Here is a 25,626-nt window from a genome sequence, read left to right on the forward strand (position 1 = left end):
AGGACGGCACCGGCTACGCCGGTGTTCGCAGGTGAACCCGCTCCTACGGGCCACCGCGAGGGGTTTTCAGGTTTTGGGCAAGACAGCGGCTACTGCTTCGATCTCCACCAGCATGCCGTCCAGCGCCAGCCGGGGCACCGGTATCAGCGTGCAGGTCGGTTTCATGTGCGCCCCCCAGGCCCTGTCGGCCTCGGCCACCCATTGGTGCAGCCGCGCTTCGGAGTGATCGACAATCAGCAGGGTCAGCTTGAATACCTGGGCCAGACTGGCACCTTTCGACGCCAGCGCCCGTTCCAGGTTGGCCAGCGCCTGGCGGGCCTGTTCGGCGAACACGGGTGACAACTGGCCATTGCTATCCTCCCCGCCCTGACCGGCGATGAACAGCAGACGGCTGTCCACACGCACTTCGGCGACATGGGAGTAGGCATTGCCACTGGGGTCGTAGAGGCCTTCGGGGTTGCTTAGCTGGAATGCGTTTGATGGGGTCACGACAAGCCCTCGCTCGGTTGGAAGAGCGTCGGAGTATCGGACCTTAAGTTAACTCGAGGTCAAGCCTGAAGTAGGACATTTCGTACAAGGCATCGTCATGTTGGAACCACGCGTGTGTTTGCGCAGCGGCTGTCAGGCCTTAGATTGCAAAGCCCGGCATGGAGGCCTTTAACCAAGAAGGAAAACCGATGAGCAAATTTGATTTTCAGCTGGCCTACACCATCAAGCCGCACAACCCTGCATACGATGAAACCGATGCGGCACAGGCGCGTCTGCACCTGCGGGAAAAGCTCGGCCTGGACACTGTCGAGCACATTGAAACCACGCTGCTTGGCATGATCACGCTCAACAGCGCCACCCTCGCTGACCGCAAGCGGGAAGCTGAAAAGCTGGTGCGCGATTTCATCCATGACGCGCTCAAGGAACTGCGCGTACTGTCTACCGTGAAGTTCTACGGCTGCCTGATGGTGGACGGGCTGGGCCCTGCCATGCACTTCGACATCCTGCCCAAGTGAACCTCGACGGTCTCAGGCGCCCCCGCGCCCGAGGCCGCAAACCGTCATTTTTCCTGCAACACCGCCCTGCCCTTCACCGCCCGCGGCCCGCGCCAGGCCCAGAACAGCAAACCGGGGAAGGGTGCGTAGACCACGAAGACGATCCACAGCATTTTGCGCTCGGCGCGCCGTTCACTGCCGATGATGTGCCAGATGGCCCAGATCTCCAGCATAATGACCAAGGCCGCGATGATGATCCAGATCGTACCGATTTCCATGAGCGCTCTCCCAATGGCATGTATTGGGTTGGGTTGCTGCAAGCGCTGAGGGTTCAGATTGATTTGACTCACCGCGCCGCTTTGCAGGCGCGGCGAAATGGCCTCATTGCCGTGGTGCGTTCTCCAGTGCAGCCTTCAACGCCGCTGCATCGGTGAACGCCCGTTGGCTGACCAGCACGCCCTGCTGCAGTTGCAACCACTGCACTTGGCCCTCCTGCCCTGGGTAACGGCTGGCCACTCGCCCATCACGGTCGAGCAGCACCCGGTAGCTGTAATCGCGCATGGCCGGGACAGCGAACAGTTTGCTGATCAGCGCAGGCATGCGCTGAATGTCGGCCACAAATACAGCCGCGCGGGCTTCCAGGTAGCCCTTGGGCTGATCGGCCAGGGCCGCCTTGACCAGCTTGGCACCGTCCATATCGCGCGCCACCAGCAGTATCTGCGTGTCGGCACCAAGGCTGTAGGCCTGGTCGTACTGGTCGAGCAGCGTGAACGGGGCGAGCTTGTCGCCCTGCGCCAGGGCGTTGGCCAGCAACGGCAACAGGCTGAGCAACAGGACAGCGGCATATCTCATCAGGGCATCCTCAATGACGGGTGGCCAGCATAGCGGTAAAGCACCAGAACAGGCAGGTTTGCCTGAACACGACCTGTAATACGACACGGCCACCAGGGAGATTGTCTTTCCTCCGGGCACCGTCCACACTCTGCGGGCCAGCCAGGAAGCGGAGTCCAGAGTGCCCACGCCACGCCAGTTCAGCCAAAAGACCAGCACCAGCAACATGCTACGGCTCAAAACAAGCAGCGCCAATGCCCAGGCGCCCTATCGGGTCGACTTTATCCTGCTCGAACACTTCTCGATGGCCAGTTTCACGGTGGCCATGGACGTACTGGTCACGGCCAACCTGCTACGTGCCGACAGCTTCCAGTTCACCCCGCTGTCGCTGGGCGGCGACCGGGTGCTCAGCGACCTGGGGCTGGAACTGGTGGCCACCGAGCTGTCCGCCGCGGCGCTGAAGGAGCTGGACCTGTTGGTGGTCTGTGGCGGCTTGCGCACACCACTGAAGTACCCGGAACTCGATCGCCTGCTGGACGATTGCGCTGCCCACGGCATGGCCTTGGGCGGCTTGTGGAACGGCGCCTGGTTCCTTGGCCGTGCCGGGGTGCTGGACGACTACGGTTGCAGCATCCACCCTGAGCAACGTGCCAGCCTGTCGGAGCGCAGCCCGCAAACACGCATCACCCCGGCCAGCTTTACCCTCGACCGTGACCGCCTCAGCGCCGCCAGCCCCAATGGCGCCATGGAGCTGATGCTGGGCCTGGTGCGCCGGCTGTATGGTGATGGCCTGGCCGAAGGCGTCGAGGAAATCCTGTCATTCTCCGGTGCGCGCTACCGCCAGGTGGGTCCTGGGGCGAAAAAGTCCATGAGCCTGCACCTGCGCACCATTGTCGAGCTGATGGAGAACAATTTGGAGGAAACCCTCAGCCTCGACCAGCTGGCCGCCTACAGCGGGCGCTCGCGGCGGCAGATCGACCGCCTGTTCCAGGCCCAGCTGGGCACGTCGCCCCGGCGCTATTACATGGAGCTGCGCATCACCAAGAGCCGCCGGCTATTGCAGTATTCCGACCTTTCGGTGATGGAAGTGGCAGTGGCCTGCGGGTTTGTCTCGGTCTCGCACTTCAGCAAGTGCTATGCGGCGTATTTCGGCTACCCGCCGTCGCGCGAGCAACGGCTGGGCGAGTGACCCGGGCTTCGAATCAGCCCAGGCGCTCGAGCAATCTCAGGCACGCGGCTCGAGCTGGATATACCGCAACACCGCATCACAGATCATGGCTTTGTGGCGCAGTTTTATTTGCTCGTCAGACAGGTCAATCTGGAAGATTTCGCCAAAGGTATGGCGGTTCGACACCCGGTAGAAGCAGAACGCGCTCATCAGCATGTGCAGGTCGATGACCTCGATGCCGGCGCGGAACACGCCTTCCTGAACGCCGCGGCGCAGGGTGTTGCCCAAGGCCTCCAGCACCAGGCTGCTCATTTCGCGAATGGCCGGCGACTGCTTGACGTACTCGCCGTAATGGATGTTTTCGGTGCAGATGATGCGCACGAAATCGACGTTGCGGTCATGGTGATCGAAGGTGAACTCCACCAGCCGGCGGATCGCCTGCTCAGCCGGTAACGACTCCAGGTCCAGGCTCTGTTCGGTCTTGCGGATATCCCCGTACAACTTCACCAGGCACTCGCAATAAAGCTGCTCCTTGCTGCCGAAGTAGTAGTAGATCATGCGCTTGGAAGTGGCGGTGCGTTCGGCGATGGCGTCGACGCGGGCGCCGGCCAGCCCTTGCTGAACGAACTCGTTGATGGCGGCCTGGAGGATGTCCTCGCGTGTTTTCTCAGGGTTGTTCTTGCGCGTTTTGCGCACCCCTTCGGTTTCAGGCTGGCCGAGGCCGACTACGGAATCACTCATACCCACTCACAAGCTGTTTATTGGAATACGGGGGATTATCCGTTAGCGCAGCTATGCAGGGAAGCGCGCTGTTGGTCGGGTAGCCAGGATGCCTTGGCCATCGACAAGGCTTTCGCAACCGCTCCCGCATCGATAGACGTCACGCACATAAAACAAAATGATATAAAAATAACTAAACAATCTAACGAGACGGAATATACAAATTGAAAGCCAAGCGCCACCTCCTTAGTCTGGGCCAATCGCCTCTCGTCCGACTCAAGGAGCAACGCCCATGCCCAAACTTGCCTTTTCTCCGCTACGCCGCCTGCTGATCGGCGGTTTGCTGGCCAGCGTCGCCAGCGCCCTGCTGCCCTGGTCCGAAGCCATTGCCGACGACGCGAAGACACTGCGCATCGGCTACCAGAAATTCAACAGCATCAACATCCTCAAAGGCAGCGGCGCCCTGGAAAAAGCCCTGGCACCGCAAGGCGTGAAGGTCAGCTGGCATGAGTTCGCCGCAGGCCCACAGCTACTGGAGGCACTGAGCACCGGCGCCATCGACCTCGGCCACGCAGCCGACGCCCCCTCAGTGTTCGCCCAGGCCGCAGGCAAGCCTGTGGTCTATCTGGCCGCCGAACAACCCTACCCTCGCGGCATCGGCCTGGTGGTGCGCGAGCAGGACCATCTGACCGGGGTGCAGGACCTGAAAGGCAAGCGCGTGGCCACCGGCCGCGGCTGGAATGCCCAGTACCTGCTGGCCGTAGCCCTGCAGCAGGCCGGCCTCAGTTACAAGGACATTACCCCCGCCTATGTCAACAATGCCGCCGATGCCGTGGCCGCCCTGCAATCGGGCAGTGTGCAGGCCGTGACCCTTTGGGACCCGTTCCTCGCCGCCGCAGAAAGCCAGCCAGGGCTGAAGAACCTGCGCGACGGCAGCGGCCTGTCCAACAACCGCACCTTCTACCTGTCCACCGCCAGCTATGCCGACCAGCACCGTGCGCTGCTGAAAACCTTCTTTACCGAACTGGGCAAAGTCAGCCAGTGGGCCAACGCCAAGCCTGCAGAGGTCGCCGCATTGCTGGCCCCGCAGCTGGGCATCAACGCCAACGTGCTTGAAGTGGCCAGCGAGCGCCGTAACTACAACGCCGTAGCCATCACCCCGCAGATCGTCGCCGAACAACAGAAACTGGCCGACACCTTCCAGGGCCTGGGCCTGATTCCACGCAAGCTCCAGGTGGCCGAAGCGGTCTACCCGGCTTCCGTATTGCCTTGAACGGAGCGCGCTGACCATGCCTCGCCCGATCCGCTTCAACGCCTTCAGCATGAACGCTGCCAGCCACCAGTCCCCTGGGCTGTGGCGCCATCCACGCAACACTAGTGTGGCGTTCAACCGCCTGAGCTATTGGACCGACCTGGCCCGCCTGCTCGAACGCGGCCTGTTCGACGCCCTGTTCATCGCTGATGTGCTGGGTATCTACGATGTCTACCAGGGCGGGCCACAAGCCGCCCTGCGCGGTGGCGTGCAGGTGCCGGTCAATGACCCGCTGCTGCTGGTGCCGGCGATGGCCGGGGTCACCGAGCACCTGGGTTTCGGTGTCACCTTTTCGCTGACCTACGAACACCCCTATCCCTTCGCCCGGCGCATGTCCACACTCGACCACCTGAGCAATGGCCGGGTCGGCTGGAACATCGTCACCGGGTATCTGGACAGCGCTGCGCGCAACCTCGGCCTGGAGCGTCAACTGGGCCACGACCAACGCTACGACCTGGCCGAGGAATACCTGCAGGTGCTGTACAAACTGTGGGAGAAAAGCTGGGACGACGACGCCGTGCTGCTGGAGCGTGAAAGCGGGCGCTATATAGAGCCCTCTCGGGTACACCCGATCAACCATGTGGGCGAGCATTTCCAGGTGCCCGGTATGCACCTGTGCCAGCCGTCGCCGCAACGCACCCCGGTGTTGTTCCAGGCCGGTGCTTCGGCACGCGGCCAGCAGTTTGCCGCACGGCATGCCGAATGCGTGTTCATCAGCGGGCCGACGCCGACGGTGCTGCGCCGTTACGCCGACGGCATCCGCCAGGCCTGCGAAGCGGCCGGGCGTGGCCGTGACGCAGTGCTGATCTACGCCCAGGCCTTGTTGATCGTCGCCCCCACGCGGGAAGAGGCCGAGGCCCGCTTTAACGAATATCGCCGCTATGTCGACCTGGACGCTGCCCTGGCGCTGCTGTCAGGCTGGACCGGTATCGACTTTGCCGGCCTCGACCCCCATGCACCGATCGAGTACGTCGAGAACGATGCTGGCCGTACCGCCCTGGCAGCCTTTACCGCCGCCGACCCAACTCGCCGCTGGACCGTACGCGAAGCTGCCGAGTTCGTGGGCCTGGGCGGTCGCGGCCCGGTGCTGATCGGCGCTGTCAACGAGGTGGCCGACCAGCTGGAAAGCTGGCTGGACCAGACCGGCATCGACGGTTTCAACCTGACCTACGCCGTGCAGCCGGACGACCTGGCCAACGTGGTCGAGTTGCTGGTGCCCGAGCTGCAACGCCGTGGCCGCTACCCGTCGAGCTACACCGAAGGCACCCTGCGCCACAAACTGTTCGGCCTAGGCGACAAGCTGTCGGAACAGCATGCCGGGCGCCAGGTAAACATTCAGAGACCAAATACCGGGTATTCCAACATTTAATTTGTGGATGGCACGCACTCGACCCTATTCTGTGGCCACATCCCCTGCGCCGCACCGGCCGGTGCGGTTCAAGGCATGGGGAGAGAACAACAAGTCGAGATCGTCCATGTCGAACCATTCGTACTTCGCCCCCCACGGTGGGCACCCGGCTCAAACCGAGCTGCTGACTGACCGTGCCATGTTCACCGAAGCTTATGCCGTCATCCCTAAAGGCGTGATGCGTGACATCGTCACCAGCCACCTGCCCTTTTGGGACAAGATGCGCATGTGGGTCATCGCCCGCCCGCTGACCGGTTTCGCCGAAACGTTCTCCCAGTACATCGTCGAACTGGCGCCGGAGGGCGGCAGCGAGCGCCCTGAGCTGGACGCCGATGCGGAAGCCGTGGTGTTCATCGTCGAAGGCGAACTGGACATCACCGTCGAAGGCAAACACCACACCCTGGTACCTGGCGGCTACGCCTTCCTGGCCCCGGGCGCCGAGTGGAGCCTGCGCAACAACAGCAAGTCCAACGTCACCTTCCACTGGCTGCGCAAGCACTATCAGAAGGTTGAAGGCCTGGACGTTCCGGAATCCTTCGTCACCCACCGCGACAATGCCACCGTCATCGAGATGCCGGGCACCGAAGGCCGCTGGAAAACCACCCGCTTTGTCGACATGGCCGACATGCGCCACGACATGCACGTGAACATCGTCACCTTCCAGCCGGGCGGTGTGATTCCGTTCGCAGAAACCCACGTGATGGAACACGGCCTGTACGTGCTGGAAGGCAAGGCGGTGTACCGCCTGAACCAGGACTGGGTCGAAGTGGAAGCTGGCGATTTCATGTGGCTGCGCGCCTTCTGCCCGCAAGCCTGCTATGCCGGCGGCCCCGGCAACTTCAGCTACCTGCTGTACAAGGACGTGAACCGTCACGTCCACCTGACGCTGAACCCTAAGCGCTAAGCCCAGGCTGATGCCCGCAAGCCCGCCAACCTGGCGGGCTTTCTGTTTGCCGCGCATACTGAAATACCCACCCCTGCAGGGTACCGGCCATGAACCGCTGCCTGCTGCTCGCGGCCTTGCTGCTGTGCGCCTCTGCCCCGGCCGCCGATGACTGGAACCTGGCCTACGACCGCGAAGGCATTCGCGTGTACCTCAAAGACCCAGGCGACTCGTCCTACCAGCAGTTTCGTGGTGTCAGCACCATGAAAGCCAGCGTGCGCACGCTCACTGACCTGCAGGATAACCTGCGGGTGGCCTGCAAGTGGCTGTACGCCTGTGACCAGATGCGGTTGCTGGATGTGGAAGGTGACAACACCTGGGTGTACCTGACCACCCAGCTGCCCTGGCCGGCGAGGCCGCGCGACATCGTGCTGAAAGTGACCAGCGAACGCCTGGTCGACGGTACCCTGGTGCGCCACCTGAGCGCCGATCCCGACAGGATCCCCAGGGTTGACGGACTGGTCCGGGTAGAGCATCTGAGTGGTGTGTGGCAGATGAAACCGCTGGGTGACCGGGTGACCGAGGTGACCTACCAGTTGCAGGCTGCCCCTGCCGGGGATGTACCGGGCTGGCTGGCCAACCGGTTTGTGGTGGATACGCCGGTGGTGACGTTGCGTACGTTGCGAGCGGTGGCTGAGCGCCAACCTTGAAGTACCGGCAGGCGCAGTCCGACTGCAGCAGGGCCGGCAGCTTCTTGTGCAATACACCTGGCAAAAGACCTGGCTCAGGGGTCACATCTTGTAAGTGGAAAGCAGAATGCTGGTCTCGGTGTTTTCGATATGCGGGATCGAGCGGATAGCGTTCAGCGCCCGGTCGAACGCTTCGAGGGTGTCGGCGCGCAGCTCTGCCATCAGGTCCCAGCGGCCATTGGTGGTGTGGATGGCCACTACATTGGGATGCCCACGCAGCGCGTGCTTGACCTCTGCGGCATGGTGGCCGCTGATGCCGATGCTGGTGATTGCCCGCACCCCCTGGTCCAGCGCATCGGAGCGCAAACGTACCGTGTAACCGATGATCACTCCCTGCTCTTCAAGCCGGGTGATGCGGTTATGCACCGTTGCCCTGGCCACCTTCAGCTTCTTCGCCAGGGTCAGCACAGGGGTACGTGCGTTGTCCCGCAACAGTGCAATCAATTCCCGATCGATCGTATCCATAAGCCTGCCAAATAATCAGATTGCTACGTTGAGTTGGCAGATTGTCCAGAAGCCTGATGAAACTGACAACCTGCATGCTTCCGATTGACGCAACCTGTCATCAAAATGTTCATGCGGCTTCACTTCGATAATCTCAAGCGCTGACCCCCGCACTGCTGGGCAAGCGCACAATAACAAGGTGCAAGAGCATGACGTATTTCATTGATGTTCCAACCATGTCGGACTTGGTGCATGACATTGGCGTAGCGCCGTTTATTGGCGAGCTTGCTGCTGCCCTGCGGGACGATTTCAAACGCTGGCAGGCGTTTGACAAGTCTGCGCGCGTTGCCAGCCACTCGGAAGTGGGTGTGATCGAACTGATGCCGGTCGCCGACAAGAGCCGCTATGCCTTCAAATACGTCAACGGCCACCCGGCCAATACTGCACGCAACCTGCATACAGTGATGGCCTTCGGTGTGCTGGCCGATGTCGACTCCGGTTACCCGGTGCTGCTGTCCGAACTGACCATCGCCACCGCCCTGCGTACCGCAGCGACTTCACTGATGGCAGCCCAGGCACTGGCCCGCCCGAACGCGCGCAAGATGGCGCTGATCGGCAACGGCGCGCAAAGCGAATTCCAGGCCGTGGCCTTCCATAAGCACCTGGGCATCGAAGAAATCGTCGCCTACGACACCGACCCGCGGGCCACCGCCAAGCTTATCGCCAACCTCAAGGAATACAGCGGCCTGACCGTCAGCCGGGCCAGCTCGGTCGCCGAGGCGGTGAAAGGCGTGGACATCATCACCACGGTGACGGCCGACAAGGCCTACGCCACCATCATTACCCCCGACATGCTGGAGCCCGGTATGCACCTGAACGCCGTGGGGGGTGACTGCCCAGGCAAAACCGAGCTGCACGCCGATGTGCTGCGCAACGCGCGGGTGTTCGTCGAGTACGAACCGCAAACCCGTATCGAGGGTGAGATCCAGCAGCTGCCGGCGGACTTTCCGGTGGTCGACCTGTGGCGCGTGCTGCGCGGTGAAGCCGAGGGCCGCCAAAGCGACAGCCAGGTCACGGTGTTCGATTCAGTGGGCTTCGCCCTCGAAGACTACACCGTACTACGGTACGTACTACAGCAAGCGGAGAAGCGCGGGATGGGCACCAAGATCGACCTGGTGCCGTGGGTTGAGGACGACCCGAAAGACCTGTTCAGCCACACCCGAGGCCGCGCTGGCAAACGTCGCATCCGACGGGTTGCCTGACATTGAATCGGGTTGGTCGAACGTGTGTGTGGGCTTTGGGTCCTGTGCAAGCGCATCGCCCACAGATCGTCAGATCCCACCGCCCGCCAGCAACTGCGTCATCACCTCAGCCAACGCCTTGACCATCACATCCGCTGTCGGCCGGTGCACGATGACGATCTCATAGCTGTCGACCTCCGGCAGCCCTTGCCCGGCCCCCAGCACGCTGTGCTCGCCTGTGGCCGCCCTGGGTGGCAGCAGGCTGATACCCATGCCATCGGCGACCGCAGCCTGGATACCACTGAGGCTGGAACTGGTAAAGCTGATGCGCCAGCGCCGGCCCATGCCTTCAATGGCGTTGATCATGTCCTCGCGGTACAGGCCGCGTGGCGGAAAGGTGACCAACGGGATCGGGTCCAGCTCGAAGGCGGGCGTGCGCGCACTGTCGATCCACTGCAGACGCTCTGGCCAGCAGGCCACGCCCTCACGGCTGTTGCGCCGCTGCTTGAGCAGCACCAGGTCAAGTTCGCCATTGTCGTAGGCCTGGCTCAGGTCACGGCACAAGCCACTGGTCACCTCGAGCTTCACCTGCGGGTGCAGCCTGCTGAATGCCGACAGCGCATTGGTGGTACGCCCGCCAACGAAATCCTCGGGCACGCCAAGCCGTACCGTGGTGCCCACCATCGCTCCGGCCAGGGCTTCAAGCATCTGATCGTTCAGGGCTAGCATGTGCCGGGCATAGCCGAGCAAGGTCTGCCCGGCGTCGGTCGGCAGTACGTCACGGTTGCCCCGCACCAACAGGCGGTGGCCGACCATGTCTTCCAGGCGGCGCACCTTCTGGCTGATCGTCGACTGGGTCGAATGCAGTCGCGCGGCAGCGGTGGTGAAGCTGCCGCAGTCTGCCACCACGACAATCGCGCGCAGCAGGTCGAGGTCGAACAGAGCCCTATTCGATTTCACGCTGATAGACATTTGGGTATTCAACTACTGAATGGCGAGTCTGCGTTCTATCACGGCTAGTCACCGAGGGCCACCCCTTCGCGCCGAGGATCGGCACCACCCGACCAACCCTCGCCACTGCGCTGGATGATCTGCATGCCGCTGGTCATGGTCATTGGTGTCACCTCATGACCCCAGGCTGCCAACTGGCGGATCAGCGCCGGGCTGCTCAGCCCCGCTTCCACTTCGGTGCCGGCATTGCGGCTGCCGAAATTGGGCAGGCCGGCGGCCTGCTGCGGGTCGAGTTGCCAATCCAGCAGGCCGACCAGTGCCTTGTTCACATAACCGATGATCTGCGAACCACCCGGCGAACCGAGGCTCGCGACAAACTCGCCAGTGGCACGCGAGAACACCAATGTCGGCGCCATGGCCGACAGTGGCCGTTTGCCCGGCTGCACCCGGTTGGCCACAGGCTTGCCGTGCTCGTTGGGGATGAACGAGAAGTCGGTCAGCTGATTGTTGAGCAGGAAGCCCTTGACCATCAGGTGCGAGCCAAATGCGGCCTCCACCGAGGTGGTCATGGCCAGTGCCTGGCCGCTGTCATCCACCACACTGAGGTGAGAGGTGGAGATGCGCAGTGGCGAGCGGTCGGGCGCAAGCGCCAGGTCCGCGCCTTGCGGCTGGCCTGGGCGGGCGCGCTTCATGCTGTGCTCGCCGATCAGCGCCGCTCGGCTTTCCAGATAAGTAGAATCGGTCAGGGCCTTGACCGGGACGGGCACGTAGTCGCTGTCGGCCAGGTACTGAGCGCGGTCGGCGTAGGCCAGGCGCTCGGCCTCGGCGATCAGGTGCACGGCCAAGGGCGAGGCTTCCAGGCGGGCCGGGGATGAGGTGGCCAGCGGTCGCAGCGCTGCCAGGTCGCGTTGCGGCGCGGTGCGCTGCACAGCTTCGAGCAGGCCCAAGGTCTGTAGCACGGTCACCCCACCCGATGAGGGTGGTGGCATGCCGCATATTTGCCAGGCCTTGTAGGGGCCGCACAGCGGCTCGCGCTCCTTGGCCTGGTACTGCTGCAGGTCCTGCAACGACAGATACCCGGCATTGGCATGGCCATGCACCTTGGCGACGATGGCTTCGGCAATTTCACCGCTGTAGAACACCTCGGGCCCCTGTGCGGCGATCTGCTCGAAGGTATGGGCCAACTCAGGGTTGCGCAGGGTCGTACCCACTGCCAGCGGCCTGCCCTGCTCATCCAGGAAGTAGCGGGCCATTGCCGGTGAGCGGGCAATATGGGGGTCCTCGGCCAGTAGCGTGTGCAGGCGCTCGGAAACCGCGAAGCCGTTGCGTGCCAAGGCGATGGCCGGGGCGAACAGGGCGTGCCAGGGCAACTTGCCGTGCTGCTCGTGGGCCAGTTTCAAGGCACGCAGAACCCCGGGCACGCCCACCGAGCGCCCACCGATCTGCGCCACCCGGAACGGCATGGGGGTGCCATCGGCTTGCAGGAACAGCTTTTCCGTCACCGCCGCAGGTGCTGCCTCACGCCCGTCGAAGGCCTGCACGCGCTTGCCATCCCAGTACAGGATGAACGCCCCGCCGCCGATCCCACTGGACTGTGGCTCGACCAGTGTCAGCACCATCTGCATGGCGATGGCGGCGTCAATCGCACTGCCGCCGGCACGCAACATCGCCCGCCCCGCTTCACTGGCCAGCGGGTTGGCTGCGGCGACCATGTGCCGGCTGGCCTGCACCGGCTGCAAACCGCTGCGGTAACCAGAGGCCAGTTCCGGTGGTGCGGGCAATACCTGGTCGGCACCGGCCCAGTTACTGGTAACCAGCAGGCACAGAGCGCCGATCAGCGGGGTGGGATATTTCATCGTCATGCATCCTGCCATCACCTATTCAGCGAAGCACTGTCGGTCATTGGAAGCCTCGACTTCAAGCCTTGTGTAACTACCGACAAGCCATTCGCTGGCCCATAAGCCTTTGCGCTGCGTGAGTGCCAGGTTTGCGCAATGACCGATCAGCTCACTGCTTCGAACGGCAGCCCCACATAGTTCTCGGCAATGTTCGCCAGCCCCGCCGGCGAGGTCAGGAAGTACTCGCGGTCAGCTTCCTGCATCTTCTGGTCCCAGGCATCCTTGTGGCTACCGAAGTCATGCAGCAGTTGGGTCATGAACCAGCTGAAGCGCTCGCCCTTCCACACGCGGCGCAGTGCCAGCGGCGAGTATTGCGCAAGCAGGTCGACGCGCCCTTCGTGGTACACCTTCACCAGAATGCGGTACAGGTAGTTGACGTCCGAGGCCGCCAGGTTCAGGCCTTTGGCACCGGTAGGGGGGACAATGTGCGCAGCGTCCCCCACGAGGAACAGGTGACCATACTGCATGGGTTCGACCACCAGGCTACGAAGTGGCGCAATGCTTTTTTCCAACGCGGGGCCTGTGACCAGGTCCGCCGCTACGTCGGCGGGCAAACGGGCTTTCAGTTCGTTCCAGAAACGCTCGTCAGACCATTCCTCGACCCGGTCCTGCAAAGGTACCTGCAGGTAGTAGCGGCTGCGTGTTTGCGAGCGTTGGCTACACAACGCGAAACCGCGCTCATGGTGAGCGTAGATCAGCTCGTGATTGACCGGGGGTGTATCCGACAGTAGACCCAGCCAACCAAACGGGTAAACCCGCTCATACTGCTTCAGCACGCCCTCCGGGATGCTCTGCCGCGAGATGCCGTGGAAGCCGTCGCAGCCGGCGATATAGTCGCAGTCAACCCGCTGCACCCGGCCATCTTTTTCGAAGGTCAAATAGGGCTTCTGGCCTTTGAGTTCATGCGGCTGAACATTGGCGGCTGAATAAATGATCGGCGCACCACTGGCTTCGCGGGCCTGCATCAGGTCCCGGGTGACTTCGGTCTGGCCGTAGACCATCACCGTCTTGCCGCCGGTCAGGGCTTTGAGATCCAGACGCTGGCGGCGCCCGCCAACCAGCAATTCGACACCCTCGTGCACCAGGCCTTCACGGTCCATGCGCTCGGCCACACCCGCTTCGCGCAGCAGGTCGACCGTGCCTTGTTCCAGCACCCCGGCGCGAATGCGGCCGAGCACATACTCGGGCGTCTGGCGTTCGACGATGACGTTATCGATACCCGCCTTGTGCAGCAGTTGGCCCAGCAGCAGGCCAGACGGACCTGCACCAATAATTGCAACCTGAGTTTTCATTGTTGTTGTCTCTGTTCGGACGATACCGGCCCAGGGCTGGCAGCGGGGCGGCATCTGCTGTTAGGGTTTGCCATTGCATTTTTACTGGCAGAAAACGCCGCTTAGCTGTGCTATTCCATAAAAAACCTGCACTTTTAAGAAAAGCGTGCGATTAACGGACAGGTCAGCCCAGATGAAATCCACCCTCCCCGGCGTCCCACTGTTCAAGCTGTATGGCGAGAATCAGGCCTGGCCCGGCACCGACCTGCTGCACTGCGAGTCGATCCCGGCACGCAGCCGCCTGCATCACTGGGAGATCAAGCCGCACCAGCATGCCGAGCTGTTCCAGCTGCTGTATGTACAGCGGGGCCAGGCTCAGGTGGAGATCGAGGGGGTGCGCAGTGCCATCGGCGAAGCGGCGATCCAGGTAGTGCCGCCGATGACCGTGCATGGCTTTCGCTTCAGCGCTGATATCCAGGGCTATGTCCTGACCTTTGGTACTGCCCTTGTTGCGAACCTGGAACAGCGCCTGGGCGCGCCACTGACGGTGCTGGCACAGCCTGCGTGTTATCCGCTGGGCCATGACCGCGTGCACCTGCGCAGCCTGGTCGACACCTTGCAGCGGGAGTACCAGGGCAATGCCCCGGCACGCGCTGCAATGCTTGAAGCGTTGGTGACCGCGCTGATGGTGTGGATCAGCCGCCGCCAGCAGCAAGGGCAGGCACCGCGCAACCGTGATGAACGTGACCGCCTGTTGCTGGGGCAATACTTGCGCTTGGTCGAAGCGCATTACCGCGAGCATCTGTCGGTTGAGGCGTATGCCGCGCGGCTGAATGTTCCGAGCTTGCAACTGAATCAGCTGTGCCGGGCGCTGAGTGGCCAGACTGCATTGCAGGTGGTGCACCAGCGGTTGTTGCTGGAGGCGCGACGCAACCTTATTTACACGCGGATGAGCATCGGGCAGTTGTCGGACAGCCTGGGGTTTACCGACCCGACCTACTTCGCCCGTTGGTTCAAGCGCTTGAGTGGGCAAACGCCCAATGGGTATCGCAGATCAGGGTTGTCGGAATAATCCTTGCCGGCCCCTTCTTGACGTATACGTCAACCTGCCCTCAGGATATCCGCATACCCCACGCCGAGCCCGAGCATGAGCACTCAGACCTACAGCATTTCCGACCTGTCCCGCGAGCTGGACATCACCACCCGCGCTATCCGCTTCTACGAAGAACAGGGCCTGCTCAGCCCTGAGCGTCGTGGCCTGGAACGCATCTATTCACCGCGCGACAAGGTCAGCCTGAAGCTGATCCTGCGCGGCAAGCGCATCGGCTTTTCCCTGGCCGAGTGCCGCGAGCTGATCGAACTGTACGACCCCACCAGCGGCAACCTCAAGCAGCTCAACAGCATGCTGGCCAAGATCGCCGAGCGCCGCGCCCAGCTGGAGCAGCAGATGCTGGACATTCACCAGATGCAACTGGAACTGGACACCGCCCAGGAGCGCTGCGAACAAGCCCTGGCCGCTACCCTGAACAACAAAGACAACCGCTGAACGCCACAGGAAACCCGCCATGTCCTTGCCCAAACACGTCCGCCTGGTCGAAGTCGGCCCCCGCGACGGCCTGCAGAACGAAGCCCAGCCCATCAGCGTTGCCGACAAGGTACGCCTGGTCAACGACCTCACCGAAGCGGGCCTGGCCTATATAGAAGTGGGCAGTTTCGTGTCACCCAAGTGGGTGCCCCAGATGGCCGGCTCTGCCGAGGTATTTGCCGGCATCCAGCAGCGCCCCGGTGTGACGTATGCCGCACTGGCGCCGAACCTGCGTGGTTTCGAGGACGCCCTGGCTGCCGGGGTGAAGGAAGTGGCGGTATTCGCTGCCGCCTCCGAAGCGTTCTCGCAACGCAACATCAATTGCTCGATCAGCGAAAGCCTCAAGCGCTTCGAACCCATCATGGACGCTGCGCGCAGCCACGGCGTGCGCGTGCGTGGGTATGTGTCATGCGTGCTGGGCTGCCCTTACGAGGGCAAGGTCAGCGCCGAGCAGGTGGCCCCGGTGGCCCGTGCCCTGCACGACATGGGCTGCTACGAGGTGTCGCTGGGGGACACCATCGGCACCGGCACCGCAGGCGACACCCGGCGCCTGTTCGAGGTGGTGTCGGCCCAGGTACCGCGCGAGCAGTTGGCCGGACACTTCCATGACACTTACGGCCAGGCCTTGGCCAACGTCTATGCCAGCCTGCTCGAAGGCATCAGCGTATTCGACAGCTCGGTGGCCGGGCTGGGCGGCTGCCCTTACGCCAAGGGTGCTACCGGCAATATCGCCAGTGAAGACGTTGTGTACCTGCTGCAGGGGCTTGGCATTGAAACCGGCATCGACCTGGGCCGGCTGATAGCCGCCGGCCAGCGCATCAGCGGCGTGCTGGGCCGCGACAACGGGTCGCGGGTAGCACGGGCATGCAGCGCACATTAGGTCATACGGGTGTCACATCGATGTGGGTGAAGTGTTACCTCCCGCACATTTCACAGCAAAAAATCGGGTAACAGGGAAACAAATCGGCAAAATTTCAGGGTGGGTGCTGTCGATCAAAATTCTCAACCCATTGATTTTAAAGGGTTTTTAAAAGTTGGCACGCACCCTGCTATATCTCTGGTACAACAACAAAAAAAACGTGATACCCAATAAAAACAACAGGTAACGGCTCTGACACAACAAGAACAACACGGCAGAGGCGTAGCAAGCAGATTTTTTTGGAGTCGACACGCTTTTCAGGGGTTCGCCCCGCGGTCTGGCACAGAACAATAAAACTACCTCAAGGTAGCGGCAGCCAGGTTCGGATCAGCAATGATGAAAGCAGGTCAGCGCTCAAAAAAATACGTTTGCTCTTGACCCCGCATGGGGGTCGCCCGCAACACCAGGACAAGCCGACAAAAACAACAAAAGGCCGGTCCCAATAATAAAAAAAGAGCAGGCAACAACGCTTTGAGGGGAGCTTCGGCTCCCCTCAGTGCTTCCTGCCCTCTTCCTCCTTCTGCTTCGCCTCGTCCTGTCCTTCGACCTTCTCCACCAGCAACGGCATCGTGCCCAGTACCAGCAGGGCCATTACCGTGCTGATCAGCGCCGTGGCTTCGCGCCCCATGCCAGCCGCCGTACCGATGGCAGCCGTCATCCATAGCCCGGCAGCGGTCGTCAGGCCCTTCACATGGCTGGTGTCCTGGCCGTTACCCTTCAGAATGGTACCGGCACCGAGAAAACCGATACCGGCAACGATGCCCTGGATCACCCGGCTGAGTGCCTGTTCATCGGCCCCCGCCATACTGGGCGCCAGCACGAACAGGGCGGCCCCCAGCGACACCAGCATGTGGGTACGCACCCCGGCAGACTTGCCCTTGTGTTCACGCTCGAAGCCCAGCACAGCGCCAAGCACTGCGGCCATCAGTAAGCGCACAAGGATTTGCGTGACCTCGCGCTCATCGGTGACATCGGCGAATTCGGCCAGTATTGCTTGCCAGATGACGTCCATCGCAGTTGTTTCCCCTGCTTGAGCTTCATGAATCCGCCTGCCACGTCAGCGGGCCTGCCCTATGCAAGGTTGACCGTCACACGTATTACAAAGTGCCGCTCAGCTTGCCGATGCAGCAACTGGCCCCTGCCCGTGGTCCACCCTGTAATCAACCCGGGAGGACCCCACCATGCCCATTGAAGTCGACGAAACCACCCGCCGCTGCACGCTGATCGGCGAAGGCCTGCGCATCGAGGGCGAAGGCCCGGATATCGAGATCATCACCGACGAACAATTGCGCATGTCGGTGGCGATATTGGCCAGTCAACGCGTGCCCATTACCGAAACCGAGGCCGATGCACTGACCGTGGCGGGTGCGGTGGATAGCCGCAGGCATCTGAAGGCCAGCGCGCCAGGCTCGGTGATATGAGGCCTGGCGGGGCTCTGCGGCAAATCTGATATGGTTTTTATCGTAAAATCTGAACCTGTGCTGATAACAGCTTCAGCGCCATAGTGCTCATGCCTGATCGAGGCCTGATGAGCACCGAACCATGAACGATAGAATCCCTTTTACAGAGATCGCCACCGCCCCAGCCAGCATCCAAGCGCGACGCACCGACAGCGGCATCCATACCCGCAGCTTTACCGGGCTTTACCGTAACCTGCGCATCGGCTTTGCCGGCGCGCTGTTCGTGCTGTTCTTCGGCACGGCCTGGCTGAACTGGAACGGCCGCCAGGCCGTGCTTTGGGACCTGGGCAACAGCAAGTTCCATATCTTCGGCGCCACCTTCTGGCCACAGGACTTCATCCTGCTGTCGGCGCTGCTGATCATCTGTGCCTTTGGCCTGTTCGCCATCACCGTCTACGCCGGGCGCGTCTGGTGCGGTTACAGTTGCCCACAAAGTACCTGGACCTGGCTGTTCATGTGGTGCGAAAAGGTTACCGAGGGGGACCGCAACCAGCGCATCAGGCTGGCCGCGGCGCCCTGGAGCCTGAACAAACTGGCCCGTCGCACGCTCAAGCACAGCCTTTGGTTGGCCATTGGCGTGCTCACGGGGCTGACCTTCGTCGGTTACTTCACCCCGATCCGGCCGCTGGCCGCAGAATTGCTCACCTTGCAACTGGGCGGTGTAGCACTGTTCTGGGTGCTGTTCTTCACGGCCGCTACCTACATCAATGCCGGCCTGCTGCGTGAAGCGGTGTGCCTGCACATGTGCCCCTATGCGCGCTTCCAGAGCGTGATGTTCGACAAGGACACCCTGGCGGTCGCTTACGACCCGCGTCGGGGTGAGGCCCGTGGTCCGCGCAAGAAAGGCAGTGACGTCGGTGCCCAGGGACTGGGCGACTGCATCGATTGCACCCTGTGCGTACAGGTGTGCCCCACCGGCATCGACATCCGTGATGGCTTGCAGATGGCTTGCATCGGCTGCGCCGCGTGCATCGACGCCTGTGACGGGGTAATGGACAAGATGGGCTACGCCCGCGGCCTGATTGGCTACAAGTCCGAGCACAGCCTGCAAGGCGGTACCACGCACTGGCTGCGCCCGCGCCTGCTGGGCTACGCTGCCGCACTGCTGGTCATGATCGGGGCACTGGTGGTAGCCCTGCAGATGCGCCCGATGGTATCGCTGGATGTGATCAAGGACCGCGGCCTGTTCCGCGAAAACGCCCAAGGCCAGATCGAGAACATTTACCTGCTCAAGGTCATCAACAAGACCGAGCGTACCCAGCACTATCAATTGCGCCTGGTGGACGCTGACGGTTTCACCCTGCAGGGCACTAGCGCACTGGTCATCCCTGCTGGCGAAATGAGCGAGCTGCCGGTGTCGGTGGCGATGCTCGCCGAGCGCCCGACCAGCAGCTCGCAGACGCTGAGCTTTGAAATCAGCGAGCGTGACGACCCCGCTATCCGCAGCGTGGCGCACAGTCGCTTCGTCGCCCCCATGAACCGCTGATCCCTTACACTCACGCCACCTTGCCTGCCAGGCTTCGACAGAAGGCCAGAATGAAACGCTACGAACGCTTCGCCGACGACATTGCCGAACTGATCCGCTCCGGGGTACTGGGACCCGGCCAGCGCGTGCCGTCCGTACGCTACGCCAGCCAGACCCACGGGGTCAGCCCGTCCACCGTGTTCCAGGCCTATTACCTGCTGGAACGGCGCGGGCTGATCCGGGCCCGGCCGCGCTCCGGGTATTTCGTCAACGCCCATGTTCCGCGCCAGTTCAGCGAGCCGCAGGCGCTGCAGCCGGTGAGCGAGTCTACCGATGTCGACGTCAGCGCCTTGGTATTTTCCATCCTCGACTCGATCAAGGACCCCAATACCATTGCGTTCGGGTCAGCCTTTCCCAGCCCTGAGCTGTTCCCACTGCAACGCCTGTCGCGCTCACTGGCCAGTGCCAGCCGCAGCATGGACCCGCGCATGGTGGTGACCGATCTGTCCCCCGGCAACCCGCAGTTGCGCCGTCAGATAGCGCTGCGCTACATGGTCGGTGGGCTGATGCTGCCGATGGAAGAGCTGCTGATCACCAACGGCGCACTGGAGGCCCTGAACCTGTGCCTGCAGGCGGTAACCCAGCCGGGCGACCTGGTCGCCATCGAGGCCCCCGCCTTCTATGCCTGCCTGCAGGTTCTGGAGCGGCTCAAGCTCAAGGCTGTGGAAATCCCCGTGCACCCGCGCGAGGGCATGGACCTGGGGGTGCTGGCGCAGACCCTGGAAAAGCACCCGGTAAAGGCCGTGTGGTGCATGACCAACTTCCAGAACCCGGTAGGTGCAAGCATGCCGGAGGCCAAGAAGCAGGCCCTGGTGGAGTTGCTGACGCGCCATCAGGTGCCGCTGATCGAAGACGACGTGTACGCCGAGCTGTACTACTCGCAACAGGCGCCCAAACCCGCCAAGGCCTTCGACACCCAGGGCCTGGTCATGCACTGCAGCTCGTTCGCCAAAAGCCTGGCACCGGGCTATCGCATTGGCTGGGTGGCCGCCGGGCGCTTTGCGCAGAAGATCGAGCGGTTGAAGCTGATGACCTCCCTTTGTGCCTCCATGCCGGCCCAGGCGGCCATCGCCGACTACCTGCAACACGGCGGCTACGACCGCCACCTGCGCAAGCTGCGCTACGCGCTGGAGGGCCAGCAGGCCAACATGCTGGCAGCCATCGCCCGCCACTTCCCGGCGCAGACACGGGTCAGCCAGCCCTCCGGTGGCTACTTCCTGTGGCTGGAACTGCCCGAGCAGATGGACGCGCTCAAGCTGTTCCATATGGCCCTGGCCCAAGGCATCAGCATCGCCCCTGGGCCGATCTTTTCGCCCACCCGACGCTTTGGCAATTGCATCCGCCTGAACTACGGCAGCCCCTGGCATGACAGCGCCGAACAGGCCATGGAAACCCTCGGGCGGATCATTCGCTCGTTCTGATAGCGAGGTGCCCGAGCGGCGACTATAGTTGCTGGTTTCGATCATCAGGCCCTCGTCATGCAGCCAGATACGCTTGCGTCCTTTGCCCAGTTGCAGGCGCGTGTCGCAGAACTGGAAGCACGCCTGGCCGCGCGCGAAGACAACGTTCAGGCGCATGACAGGCTGCTTGGAGAACTGCTCGACAACAGCGTGGCCAACGTGTTTGCAGCCGACCGCAGCATGCGCCTGTTGGCCATCAACCGCACGGCGCGCGAAACCTTCGAACGTTACCGAGGCTTCGTGCCGCAGATTGGCGACTACGTGCCACAGTTCCTGACCGATCAACCCGACATCATGGGCCGCCTCGCCCCGATATGGCCGCGCATACTGGCAGGGGAAGCGTTCATCGACACCGTCACCTTCGGGCCGGACGACGCACCACGCCACTACGAAATTCGCTACCACCCGTTGCTCGATGCTCAGCAGCGAATTCAGGGCGGCTACCTGTTCGCCTATGACATCACGCAGCGCGTGACCGAACAGCAACGCCTGCAGCAGGCCGAAGAAGCACTGCGCCAGGCGCAGAAAATGGAGGCGGTCGGCCAGTTGACCGGCGGGATTGCCCATGACTTCAACAACCTGCTGGCCAGCATCCTTGGCGCCCTGGAACTGGCCGGGCAACACCTGGTGCAGCAACGCCTGGCGGACACCGCGCAGCTGCTTGAACTCAGCCGGCACAATGCCCAACGCGCCGCAGCCTTGGTGCAGCGCTTGCTGGCATTTTCACGGCAGCAGACGCTGGTCCCGCAACGGGTCGATGTGCAGCAACTGGTGGCCGGTATGCACGAGCTGATCAGCAGCTCTACCGGCCCCTATGTCGATTACCACGACCAGACACATGCCGGGCTATGGCCTATCCGAATAGACGCACAGCAACTGGAAAATGCGCTGCTCAACCTGTGCATCAACGCCCGAGATGCCATGCCGCTTGGCGGTACCTTGAGCATCGGTTGCGCCAACGTCGACGTGCAAGGCGCCGACGCCATGCAGCTGGGCCTGGCCGCTGGCCAGTTTCTGCGTATCCGCGTTGAAGACACCGGCATGGGCATGTCCAAGGCAGTGAGGTTGCGCGCCCTTGAGCCCTTCTTCACCACCAAGCCGCTCGGCCAGGGCACTGGCCTTGGGCTGTCCATGGTCTACGGTTTTGTGCGGCAATCCGGTGGCCAGCTGGTAATCGATAGCACGCCTGGCCAAGGTACGGCCATCTCCCTGTATCTCCCCCGCGATGAAAGCGTTGCCGCCGTTTTACCCAGCCCCCACGTCGAAGCGTCTGCCCCAGCTGACTCGCTCCAGCAACGCGCGTGCAAGGTGATGCTGGTGGAAGACGAGCCGGCCCTGCGCCTGGTCATGCTGGAAGTATTGATAGATCAGGGCCATGAAGTTCAGGCATTCGAAGATGGCCGCCAGGCGTACAAGGCATTGCAGGAAGCCCCCGCGCCGGACTTGCTGATCACCGATGTCGGCCTGCCAGGGGGTATCGATGGCTACCAACTCGCGGACGCCTGTCGAGGTATTGCACCACATGCAGCGGTGCTGCTGATTACAGGCTATGACCTTGCGCACAGGGGGGCAAATGCGCGGCCCCACCGGCGCACCGAACTGCTGTTCAAACCCTTCGATCTTAAAGCACTTGCCCAGACGCTTGAACGGCTGCTGGGGAGCTCCGCCCAGTCGCACTGAGCGGCTATTCGCCTACGGGTGAACACGTTAAAGTCAGGACTTTTCATTGGCCGGACGCAGGCATGCCCTCTCGTGATCTGAACTCACTGCGCCAACAAGTCGAAGACCTGCAGCGACAGAACACCCTGCTGGCGCAACGGCTTGCAAGCCTCCAGGCGCACGACCAGGACTTCTATCGCTCACTGTTCGACACCATGGACGAAGGCTTCTGCATCATCGAGTTCTTCGATGGCCCCCATGGCCCCCTGAGTGACTACGTGCATGTGCTGGCCAACGCAGCCTATGCCAAACACGCCGGCATCCCCAACGTGGTCGGGCAAAAACTGCGCGAGATGGTGCCCGACGAGGCGGATGACTGGGTGGCCCGCTATGGCGCTGTGCTTCGCAGCGGCGAACCGCTGCACTTCGAACAGGAACTGATTGCCACGGGCCGCGTGCTGTCGGTAACCACGTTTCGCATAGAACCTGCCGAGAAACGCCAGGTAGCGGTATTGTTCAAGGATGTGACCGAACGCCGGCGTGCAGAGCAGGCCCTGCAGCGCCTTAACGAAGAGCTCGAACAACGGGTGAATGCCGCACTGGCGCAGCGACGCTTGTTTGCCGAGCTGGTCGATCACAGTGTGGTCAATGTGCATGTGGTCGACAAGGACCTGCGCTGGCTGGCTGTCAATCGCCAGGCCAGGCATGACTTCCACCTGCTGTACGGGAGGACACCCGAAATCGGCGAATACCTGCCCGGGTTGTTCGAGGATGGCGCCGATGGCCAGACGCCTATTCTACCGATGTGGCAGCGCGCCCTGGCAGGCGAGCAGTTCATCGAGATCGGCACCTTCGGCAAGCCCCCCGCGCTGCGCCATTATGAGTTGCGCTTCAACGCCTTGCGCGACCCAGAGGGCGAGGTCCATGGCGCGTTTCTATTCGCCTATGACATCAGTGAGCGAGTACAAGAGCAGGAACGCTTGGCCAAGGCCGAAGCGGCGCTGCGCCAAGCACAGAAGATGGAAGCCGTAGGCCAGCTCAGTGGCGGCATTGCCCACGACTTCAACAATTTGCTGGGCGGCATCCTTGGCGCCCAGGAGCTGATGCGGCAACGCCTGGACCAGTCACGCTTCGACGCCCTGGAACCCTTGCTGGAGCTGTCCAGCAGCGCGGCGCAGCGGGCCTCTTCGCTGGTGCACCGGCTGCTGGCGTTCTCCCGCCAGCAGACCCTGCAACCCTGCTCCACGCAAGTGGCCGCCTTGGTGGCCGGCATGGAAGACCTTCTGCGCCGCACCATCGGCCCGGCCATTACCCTGAGCAGCCGCTTCGCCAGCCAGCTGTGGCCGACCTTCATCGACCCTCCCCAACTGGAAAGCGCCTTGCTCAACTTATGCATCAACGCGCGCGATGCCATGCCTGCCGGTGGGGTGATCGAGATCATTGGCGACAACCTGCTGCTTGACGACGAGCAGGCCGCGGCACTGGAACTGCCGGCCAGCGAGTACGTACGGCTGAGCATCGTCGACAACGGTAGCGGCATGTCGGCTGAAGTTGTCGAGCGCGCCGTCGAGCCGTTCTTCACCACCAAGCCGATGGGCCAGGGTACCGGCCTGGGTCTGTCCATGACCTATGGCTTCGTGCGCCAGTCGGGTGGGCAACTACGGTTGCTGTCGGTGCCTGGCGAGGGTACCCGCATCGAGCTGCTGTTACCCCGCCACCACGAGCAAGCCCAGGCGCCGATCAGCAAACCGCAGCGCGCGCCCTTGCGAAGAAGCAGCGAGACGGCAAAGCGCATTCTGTTGGTTGAAGACCAGACCGCCTTGCGCCTGGTGATGGGCGAAGTGCTGGAAGAGCTGGGCTATCGGGTGGACGCCTTCGAGAACGGTCCGTCTGCCCTCACCCACCTGCAAAGCGGCGAACGACCAGACTTGCTGCTGAGCGATGTCGGCCTGCCTGGCGGCTTGAATGGCCGCCAGGTAGCCGAACGTTGCCGTGAGCGCTACCCGGACCTCAAGGTGCTGTTGATCACCGGCTACGATGAGAGTGCGGCGCTCAGCGACGGCCAACCGCTGCCAGGTACGTTGGTATTGACCAAGCCGTTCGAACTGGAAGCACTGGCAGAGCGGGTTCGCGAGCTGCTGGACACTTGACGGGCGCGCTCAGCGCCCGCCGCCCAGGTCAATGAAGCTGCCGGTGGCATAGGAGGCTTTGCCCGATAGCAACCAGAGGATGGCCTCGGCCACTTCCTCGGGATGCCCCCCTCGGCCCATAGGCAAGCCAGCTTCAAGCTTGCTGACGCGATCCGGGTCACCAGAAAGCGCATGGAAGCCGGTATGGATATAGCCCGGTCGTACGCCGTTGACGCGCACGCCCTCACCTGCCACTTCTTTGGCCAGGCCGATGGTGAAGGTATCGAGCGCGCCCTTGGAGGCGGCATAGTCGACATATTCGTTGGGCGAACCCAGGCGTGCGGCGACCGATGATACGTTGACGATGGCCCCGCCCTGCCCACCATGCCGGCGCGCCATGCGCAGCAGGGCGTGCTTGGCGCAGAGCATGGGGCCGACGATGTTGGTCTTCATGACGTTCAGCAGACGGAACTCGGACATGTCCTCGACCCTGCTCTGCTGGCCGATGGTGCCGGCGTTGTTGACCAGTGCGGTGACCGGGCCGAGCTCATCGTCGACGCGCAGGAACAGCTGGATGATTTCATCCTCGACGCTGACGTCGGCGCGCGCTGCGATGGCTTCGGCGCCGAGGGCGCGGACCTGGCTGAGGATGGCTTCGGCGGCCTGGTCATCGGCGTGATAGTTGATGCAGATGCGGTAGCCCTGGCGGGCGGCCAGCAGCGCAGTGGCGGCGCCGATGCCGCGGCTGCCGCCGGTGATGACGATGACGTTCTCCATGGATTTGCCAATGGTTTTTGGGAAGGGAGCATCGACAATAGGCGAAATGGCGCTGCATTGGAATGACGAAGATCAGCACAGCCAACCCTATGCTGTTGATGTGGCTGTTGATGTGGCTTTTGATCTGGCTTTTGATCTTGATCTTGATCTTCGCGACTTCAGGAGGCCGAACGCAGGCCTTGCGGAGGGAGGTGACGGGCATGGATGCCCGTCAAGCGCTGAGGCCCCAGGATGGGGCCTTCGGCGCGGTCCT

26 protein-coding genes are annotated in these 25,626 nt (G+C 62.6%); 16 read left to right on the plus strand and 10 right to left on the minus strand.

Going from position 1 to position 25,626, the window contains the following annotated elements; genetic code table 11:
* Positions 1–66: 66 nt before the first annotated feature.
* Positions 67–489 carry a RidA family protein gene (locus LVS58_RS19615; RefSeq protein ID WP_233692417.1) on the minus strand — a complete coding sequence of 141 codons (423 nt, stop codon included), beginning with the start codon at positions 487–489 and terminating at the stop codon, positions 67–69.
* A gap of 188 nt (positions 490–677) precedes the next feature.
* Between LVS58_RS19615 and LVS58_RS19620 the strand changes: the two genes are divergently transcribed.
* Positions 678–1,004, plus strand: a complete 327-nt coding sequence (locus LVS58_RS19620) for a hypothetical protein (protein ID WP_233692418.1) — start codon at positions 678–680, stop codon at positions 1,002–1,004.
* Positions 1,005–1,048: 44 nt separating this feature from the next.
* Here LVS58_RS19620 and LVS58_RS19625 read toward each other — a convergent pair whose 3' ends face one another.
* Both LVS58_RS19625 and LVS58_RS19630 read right to left on the minus strand, forming a co-directional pair.
* The gene (locus LVS58_RS19625; protein ID WP_233692419.1) at positions 1,049–1,261 is read right to left on the minus strand and encodes a PLDc N-terminal domain-containing protein; all 213 of its coding nucleotides are present in this window, start codon (positions 1,259–1,261) and stop codon (positions 1,049–1,051) included.
* Positions 1,262–1,364: 103 nt separating this feature from the next.
* Complete coding sequence (locus LVS58_RS19630) at positions 1,365–1,835, minus strand: FAD/FMN-containing dehydrogenase (protein ID WP_233692420.1); 471 nt, start codon at positions 1,833–1,835, stop codon at positions 1,365–1,367.
* A 160-nt stretch (positions 1,836–1,995) separates the two neighbouring features.
* Here LVS58_RS19630 and LVS58_RS19635 point away from each other — a divergent pair, with 160 nt between their 5' ends.
* Complete coding sequence (locus LVS58_RS19635) at positions 1,996–3,003, plus strand: GlxA family transcriptional regulator (protein ID WP_233692421.1); 1,008 nt, start codon at positions 1,996–1,998, stop codon at positions 3,001–3,003.
* A 36-nt stretch (positions 3,004–3,039) separates the two neighbouring features.
* Here the strand turns inward: LVS58_RS19635 and LVS58_RS19640 are convergent, their stop codons facing one another.
* Complete coding sequence (locus LVS58_RS19640) at positions 3,040–3,723, minus strand: TetR/AcrR family transcriptional regulator (RefSeq protein WP_233692422.1); 684 nt, start codon at positions 3,721–3,723, stop codon at positions 3,040–3,042.
* A gap of 271 nt (positions 3,724–3,994) precedes the next feature.
* Between LVS58_RS19640 and LVS58_RS19645 the strand changes: the two genes are divergently transcribed.
* The 4 genes from LVS58_RS19645 (at position 3,995) to LVS58_RS19660 (ending at position 8,015) form a co-directional block, all read left to right on the plus strand.
* A complete protein-coding gene (locus LVS58_RS19645) occupies positions 3,995–4,975 on the plus strand; it encodes an aliphatic sulfonate ABC transporter substrate-binding protein (RefSeq protein ID WP_233692423.1) in 981 nt (326 codons plus the stop codon).
* A 16-nt stretch (positions 4,976–4,991) separates the two neighbouring features.
* The gene (locus LVS58_RS19650; RefSeq protein ID WP_233692424.1) at positions 4,992–6,383 is read left to right on the plus strand and encodes an LLM class flavin-dependent oxidoreductase; all 1,392 of its coding nucleotides are present in this window, start codon (positions 4,992–4,994) and stop codon (positions 6,381–6,383) included.
* Between the two features lie 106 nt (positions 6,384–6,489).
* Positions 6,490–7,326 (plus strand): bifunctional allantoicase/(S)-ureidoglycine aminohydrolase, encoded by an 837-nt coding sequence (locus LVS58_RS19655; protein ID WP_003247865.1) that lies wholly within the window; start codon positions 6,490–6,492, stop codon positions 7,324–7,326.
* A gap of 89 nt (positions 7,327–7,415) precedes the next feature.
* The gene (locus tag LVS58_RS19660) at positions 7,416–8,015 is read left to right on the plus strand and encodes an START domain-containing protein (RefSeq protein ID WP_233692425.1); all 600 of its coding nucleotides are present in this window, start codon (positions 7,416–7,418) and stop codon (positions 8,013–8,015) included.
* An 81-nt stretch (positions 8,016–8,096) separates the two neighbouring features.
* Here LVS58_RS19660 and LVS58_RS19665 read toward each other — a convergent pair whose 3' ends face one another.
* A complete protein-coding gene (locus LVS58_RS19665) occupies positions 8,097–8,519 on the minus strand; it encodes an Lrp/AsnC family transcriptional regulator (protein WP_010954389.1) in 423 nt (140 codons plus the stop codon).
* A gap of 188 nt (positions 8,520–8,707) precedes the next feature.
* Between LVS58_RS19665 and LVS58_RS19670 the strand changes: the two genes are divergently transcribed.
* Complete coding sequence (locus LVS58_RS19670; RefSeq protein ID WP_233692426.1) at positions 8,708–9,760, plus strand: ornithine cyclodeaminase; 1,053 nt, start codon at positions 8,708–8,710, stop codon at positions 9,758–9,760.
* Positions 9,761–9,829: 69 nt separating this feature from the next.
* On the opposite strand, the gene LVS58_RS19675 is transcribed toward LVS58_RS19670, so the two are convergent.
* The 3 genes from LVS58_RS19675 to pobA all read right to left on the minus strand — a co-directional run bounded on the left by LVS58_RS19675 (position 9,830) and on the right by pobA (position 13,880).
* On the minus strand, positions 9,830–10,711 hold the full coding sequence (locus tag LVS58_RS19675; protein WP_233692427.1) for a LysR substrate-binding domain-containing protein: 882 nt from the start codon (positions 10,709–10,711) through the stop codon (positions 9,830–9,832).
* Between the two features lie 44 nt (positions 10,712–10,755).
* Positions 10,756–12,546 (minus strand): gamma-glutamyltransferase, encoded by a 1,791-nt coding sequence (ggt, locus tag LVS58_RS19680; RefSeq protein WP_233692428.1) that lies wholly within the window; start codon positions 12,544–12,546, stop codon positions 10,756–10,758.
* A 146-nt stretch (positions 12,547–12,692) separates the two neighbouring features.
* Complete coding sequence (gene pobA / locus LVS58_RS19685) at positions 12,693–13,880, minus strand: 4-hydroxybenzoate 3-monooxygenase (protein ID WP_233692429.1); 1,188 nt, start codon at positions 13,878–13,880, stop codon at positions 12,693–12,695.
* 172 nt (positions 13,881–14,052) lie between these two features.
* Between pobA and LVS58_RS19690 the strand changes: the two genes are divergently transcribed.
* The 3 genes from LVS58_RS19690 (at position 14,053) to LVS58_RS19700 (ending at position 16,324) form a co-directional block, all read left to right on the plus strand.
* Positions 14,053–14,931, plus strand: a complete 879-nt coding sequence (locus LVS58_RS19690; RefSeq protein WP_233692430.1) for a helix-turn-helix domain-containing protein — start codon at positions 14,053–14,055, stop codon at positions 14,929–14,931.
* A 75-nt stretch (positions 14,932–15,006) separates the two neighbouring features.
* Entirely contained in the window at positions 15,007–15,405 is a 399-nt protein-coding gene (locus tag LVS58_RS19695) for a MerR family transcriptional regulator (protein ID WP_003247847.1), read from the plus strand.
* Positions 15,406–15,424: 19 nt separating this feature from the next.
* Entirely contained in the window at positions 15,425–16,324 is a 900-nt protein-coding gene (locus LVS58_RS19700) for a hydroxymethylglutaryl-CoA lyase (protein ID WP_233692431.1), read from the plus strand.
* A 532-nt stretch (positions 16,325–16,856) separates the two neighbouring features.
* Here LVS58_RS19700 and LVS58_RS19705 read toward each other — a convergent pair.
* Positions 16,857–17,375, minus strand: a complete 519-nt coding sequence (locus LVS58_RS19705) for an MgtC/SapB family protein (protein WP_233692432.1) — start codon at positions 17,373–17,375, stop codon at positions 16,857–16,859.
* A gap of 169 nt (positions 17,376–17,544) precedes the next feature.
* Here LVS58_RS19705 and LVS58_RS19710 point away from each other — a divergent pair, with 169 nt between their 5' ends.
* The 5 genes from LVS58_RS19710 (at position 17,545) to LVS58_RS19730 (ending at position 24,617) form a co-directional block, all read left to right on the plus strand.
* The gene (locus tag LVS58_RS19710) at positions 17,545–17,784 is read left to right on the plus strand and encodes a DUF3203 family protein (protein ID WP_233692433.1); all 240 of its coding nucleotides are present in this window, start codon (positions 17,545–17,547) and stop codon (positions 17,782–17,784) included.
* A 121-nt stretch (positions 17,785–17,905) separates the two neighbouring features.
* Positions 17,906–19,309, plus strand: a complete 1,404-nt coding sequence (ccoG, locus tag LVS58_RS19715) for a cytochrome c oxidase accessory protein CcoG (RefSeq protein ID WP_233692434.1) — start codon at positions 17,906–17,908, stop codon at positions 19,307–19,309.
* 50 nt (positions 19,310–19,359) lie between these two features.
* On the plus strand, positions 19,360–20,769 hold the full coding sequence (mapR, locus tag LVS58_RS19720) for a GntR family transcriptional regulator MpaR (RefSeq protein WP_233692435.1): 1,410 nt from the start codon (positions 19,360–19,362) through the stop codon (positions 20,767–20,769).
* Positions 20,770–20,826: 57 nt separating this feature from the next.
* Complete coding sequence (locus LVS58_RS19725) at positions 20,827–22,488, plus strand: PAS domain-containing sensor histidine kinase (protein WP_233692436.1); 1,662 nt, start codon at positions 20,827–20,829, stop codon at positions 22,486–22,488.
* 62 nt (positions 22,489–22,550) lie between these two features.
* Positions 22,551–24,617: a PAS domain-containing protein gene (locus tag LVS58_RS19730; RefSeq protein ID WP_233692437.1), complete on the plus strand. Its 2,067-nt coding sequence runs from the start codon at positions 22,551–22,553 to the stop codon at positions 24,615–24,617.
* Between the two features lie 9 nt (positions 24,618–24,626).
* Here the strand turns inward: LVS58_RS19730 and LVS58_RS19735 are convergent, their stop codons facing one another.
* Positions 24,627–25,373 (minus strand): SDR family oxidoreductase, encoded by a 747-nt coding sequence (locus LVS58_RS19735; RefSeq protein ID WP_233692438.1) that lies wholly within the window; start codon positions 25,371–25,373, stop codon positions 24,627–24,629.
* Here LVS58_RS19735 and LVS58_RS19740 point away from each other — a divergent pair.
* On the plus strand, positions 25,360–25,626 hold a 267-nt coding region (locus LVS58_RS19740; protein ID WP_233692439.1), incomplete at its 3' end, for a hypothetical protein. The genes LVS58_RS19735 and LVS58_RS19740 overlap by 14 nt on opposite strands.

The sequence above is a fragment of the Pseudomonas sp. JR33AA genome (genome assembly GCF_021378985.1).
GTDB lineage: Bacteria > Pseudomonadota > Gammaproteobacteria > Pseudomonadales > Pseudomonadaceae > Aquipseudomonas > Aquipseudomonas alloputida.

Bases quoted from the DNA above. Each gene is read 5' to 3' on its own strand.
- LVS58_RS19705 (WP_233692432.1), bottom strand. From the start codon at position 17,375: ATGGACGTCATCTGGCAAGCAATACTGGCCGAATTCGCCGATGTCACC.
- LVS58_RS19690 (WP_233692430.1), top strand. From the start codon at position 14,053: ATGAAATCCACCCTCCCCGGCGTCCCACTGTTCAAGCTGTATGGCGAG.
- LVS58_RS19730 (WP_233692437.1), top strand. From the start codon at position 22,551: ATGCCCTCTCGTGATCTGAACTCACTGCGCCAACAAGTCGAAGACCTG.
- pobA (WP_233692429.1), bottom strand. From the start codon at position 13,880: ATGAAAACTCAGGTTGCAATTATTGGTGCAGGTCCGTCTGGCCTGCTG.
- LVS58_RS19725 (WP_233692436.1), top strand. From the start codon at position 20,827: ATGCAGCCAGATACGCTTGCGTCCTTTGCCCAGTTGCAGGCGCGTGTC.
- ccoG (WP_233692434.1), top strand. From the start codon at position 17,906: ATGAACGATAGAATCCCTTTTACAGAGATCGCCACCGCCCCAGCCAGC.
- LVS58_RS19710 (WP_233692433.1), top strand. From the start codon at position 17,545: ATGCCCATTGAAGTCGACGAAACCACCCGCCGCTGCACGCTGATCGGC.
- LVS58_RS19675 (WP_233692427.1), bottom strand. From the start codon at position 10,711: ATGTCTATCAGCGTGAAATCGAATAGGGCTCTGTTCGACCTCGACCTG.
- LVS58_RS19735 (WP_233692438.1), bottom strand. From the start codon at position 25,373: ATGGAGAACGTCATCGTCATCACCGGCGGCAGCCGCGGCATCGGCGCC.
- LVS58_RS19695 (WP_003247847.1), top strand. From the start codon at position 15,007: ATGAGCACTCAGACCTACAGCATTTCCGACCTGTCCCGCGAGCTGGAC.
- LVS58_RS19665 (WP_010954389.1), bottom strand. From the start codon at position 8,519: ATGGATACGATCGATCGGGAATTGATTGCACTGTTGCGGGACAACGCA.
- mapR (WP_233692435.1), top strand. From the start codon at position 19,360: ATGAAACGCTACGAACGCTTCGCCGACGACATTGCCGAACTGATCCGC.
- LVS58_RS19655 (WP_003247865.1), top strand. From the start codon at position 6,490: ATGTCGAACCATTCGTACTTCGCCCCCCACGGTGGGCACCCGGCTCAA.
- LVS58_RS19630 (WP_233692420.1), bottom strand. From the start codon at position 1,835: ATGAGATATGCCGCTGTCCTGTTGCTCAGCCTGTTGCCGTTGCTGGCC.
- LVS58_RS19640 (WP_233692422.1), bottom strand. From the start codon at position 3,723: ATGAGTGATTCCGTAGTCGGCCTCGGCCAGCCTGAAACCGAAGGGGTG.
- LVS58_RS19700 (WP_233692431.1), top strand. From the start codon at position 15,425: ATGTCCTTGCCCAAACACGTCCGCCTGGTCGAAGTCGGCCCCCGCGAC.
- LVS58_RS19660 (WP_233692425.1), top strand. From the start codon at position 7,416: ATGAACCGCTGCCTGCTGCTCGCGGCCTTGCTGCTGTGCGCCTCTGCC.
- LVS58_RS19620 (WP_233692418.1), top strand. From the start codon at position 678: ATGAGCAAATTTGATTTTCAGCTGGCCTACACCATCAAGCCGCACAAC.
- LVS58_RS19625 (WP_233692419.1), bottom strand. From the start codon at position 1,261: ATGGAAATCGGTACGATCTGGATCATCATCGCGGCCTTGGTCATTATG.
- LVS58_RS19650 (WP_233692424.1), top strand. From the start codon at position 4,992: ATGCCTCGCCCGATCCGCTTCAACGCCTTCAGCATGAACGCTGCCAGC.
- LVS58_RS19670 (WP_233692426.1), top strand. From the start codon at position 8,708: ATGACGTATTTCATTGATGTTCCAACCATGTCGGACTTGGTGCATGAC.
- LVS58_RS19645 (WP_233692423.1), top strand. From the start codon at position 3,995: ATGCCCAAACTTGCCTTTTCTCCGCTACGCCGCCTGCTGATCGGCGGT.
- ggt (WP_233692428.1), bottom strand. From the start codon at position 12,546: ATGAAATATCCCACCCCGCTGATCGGCGCTCTGTGCCTGCTGGTTACC.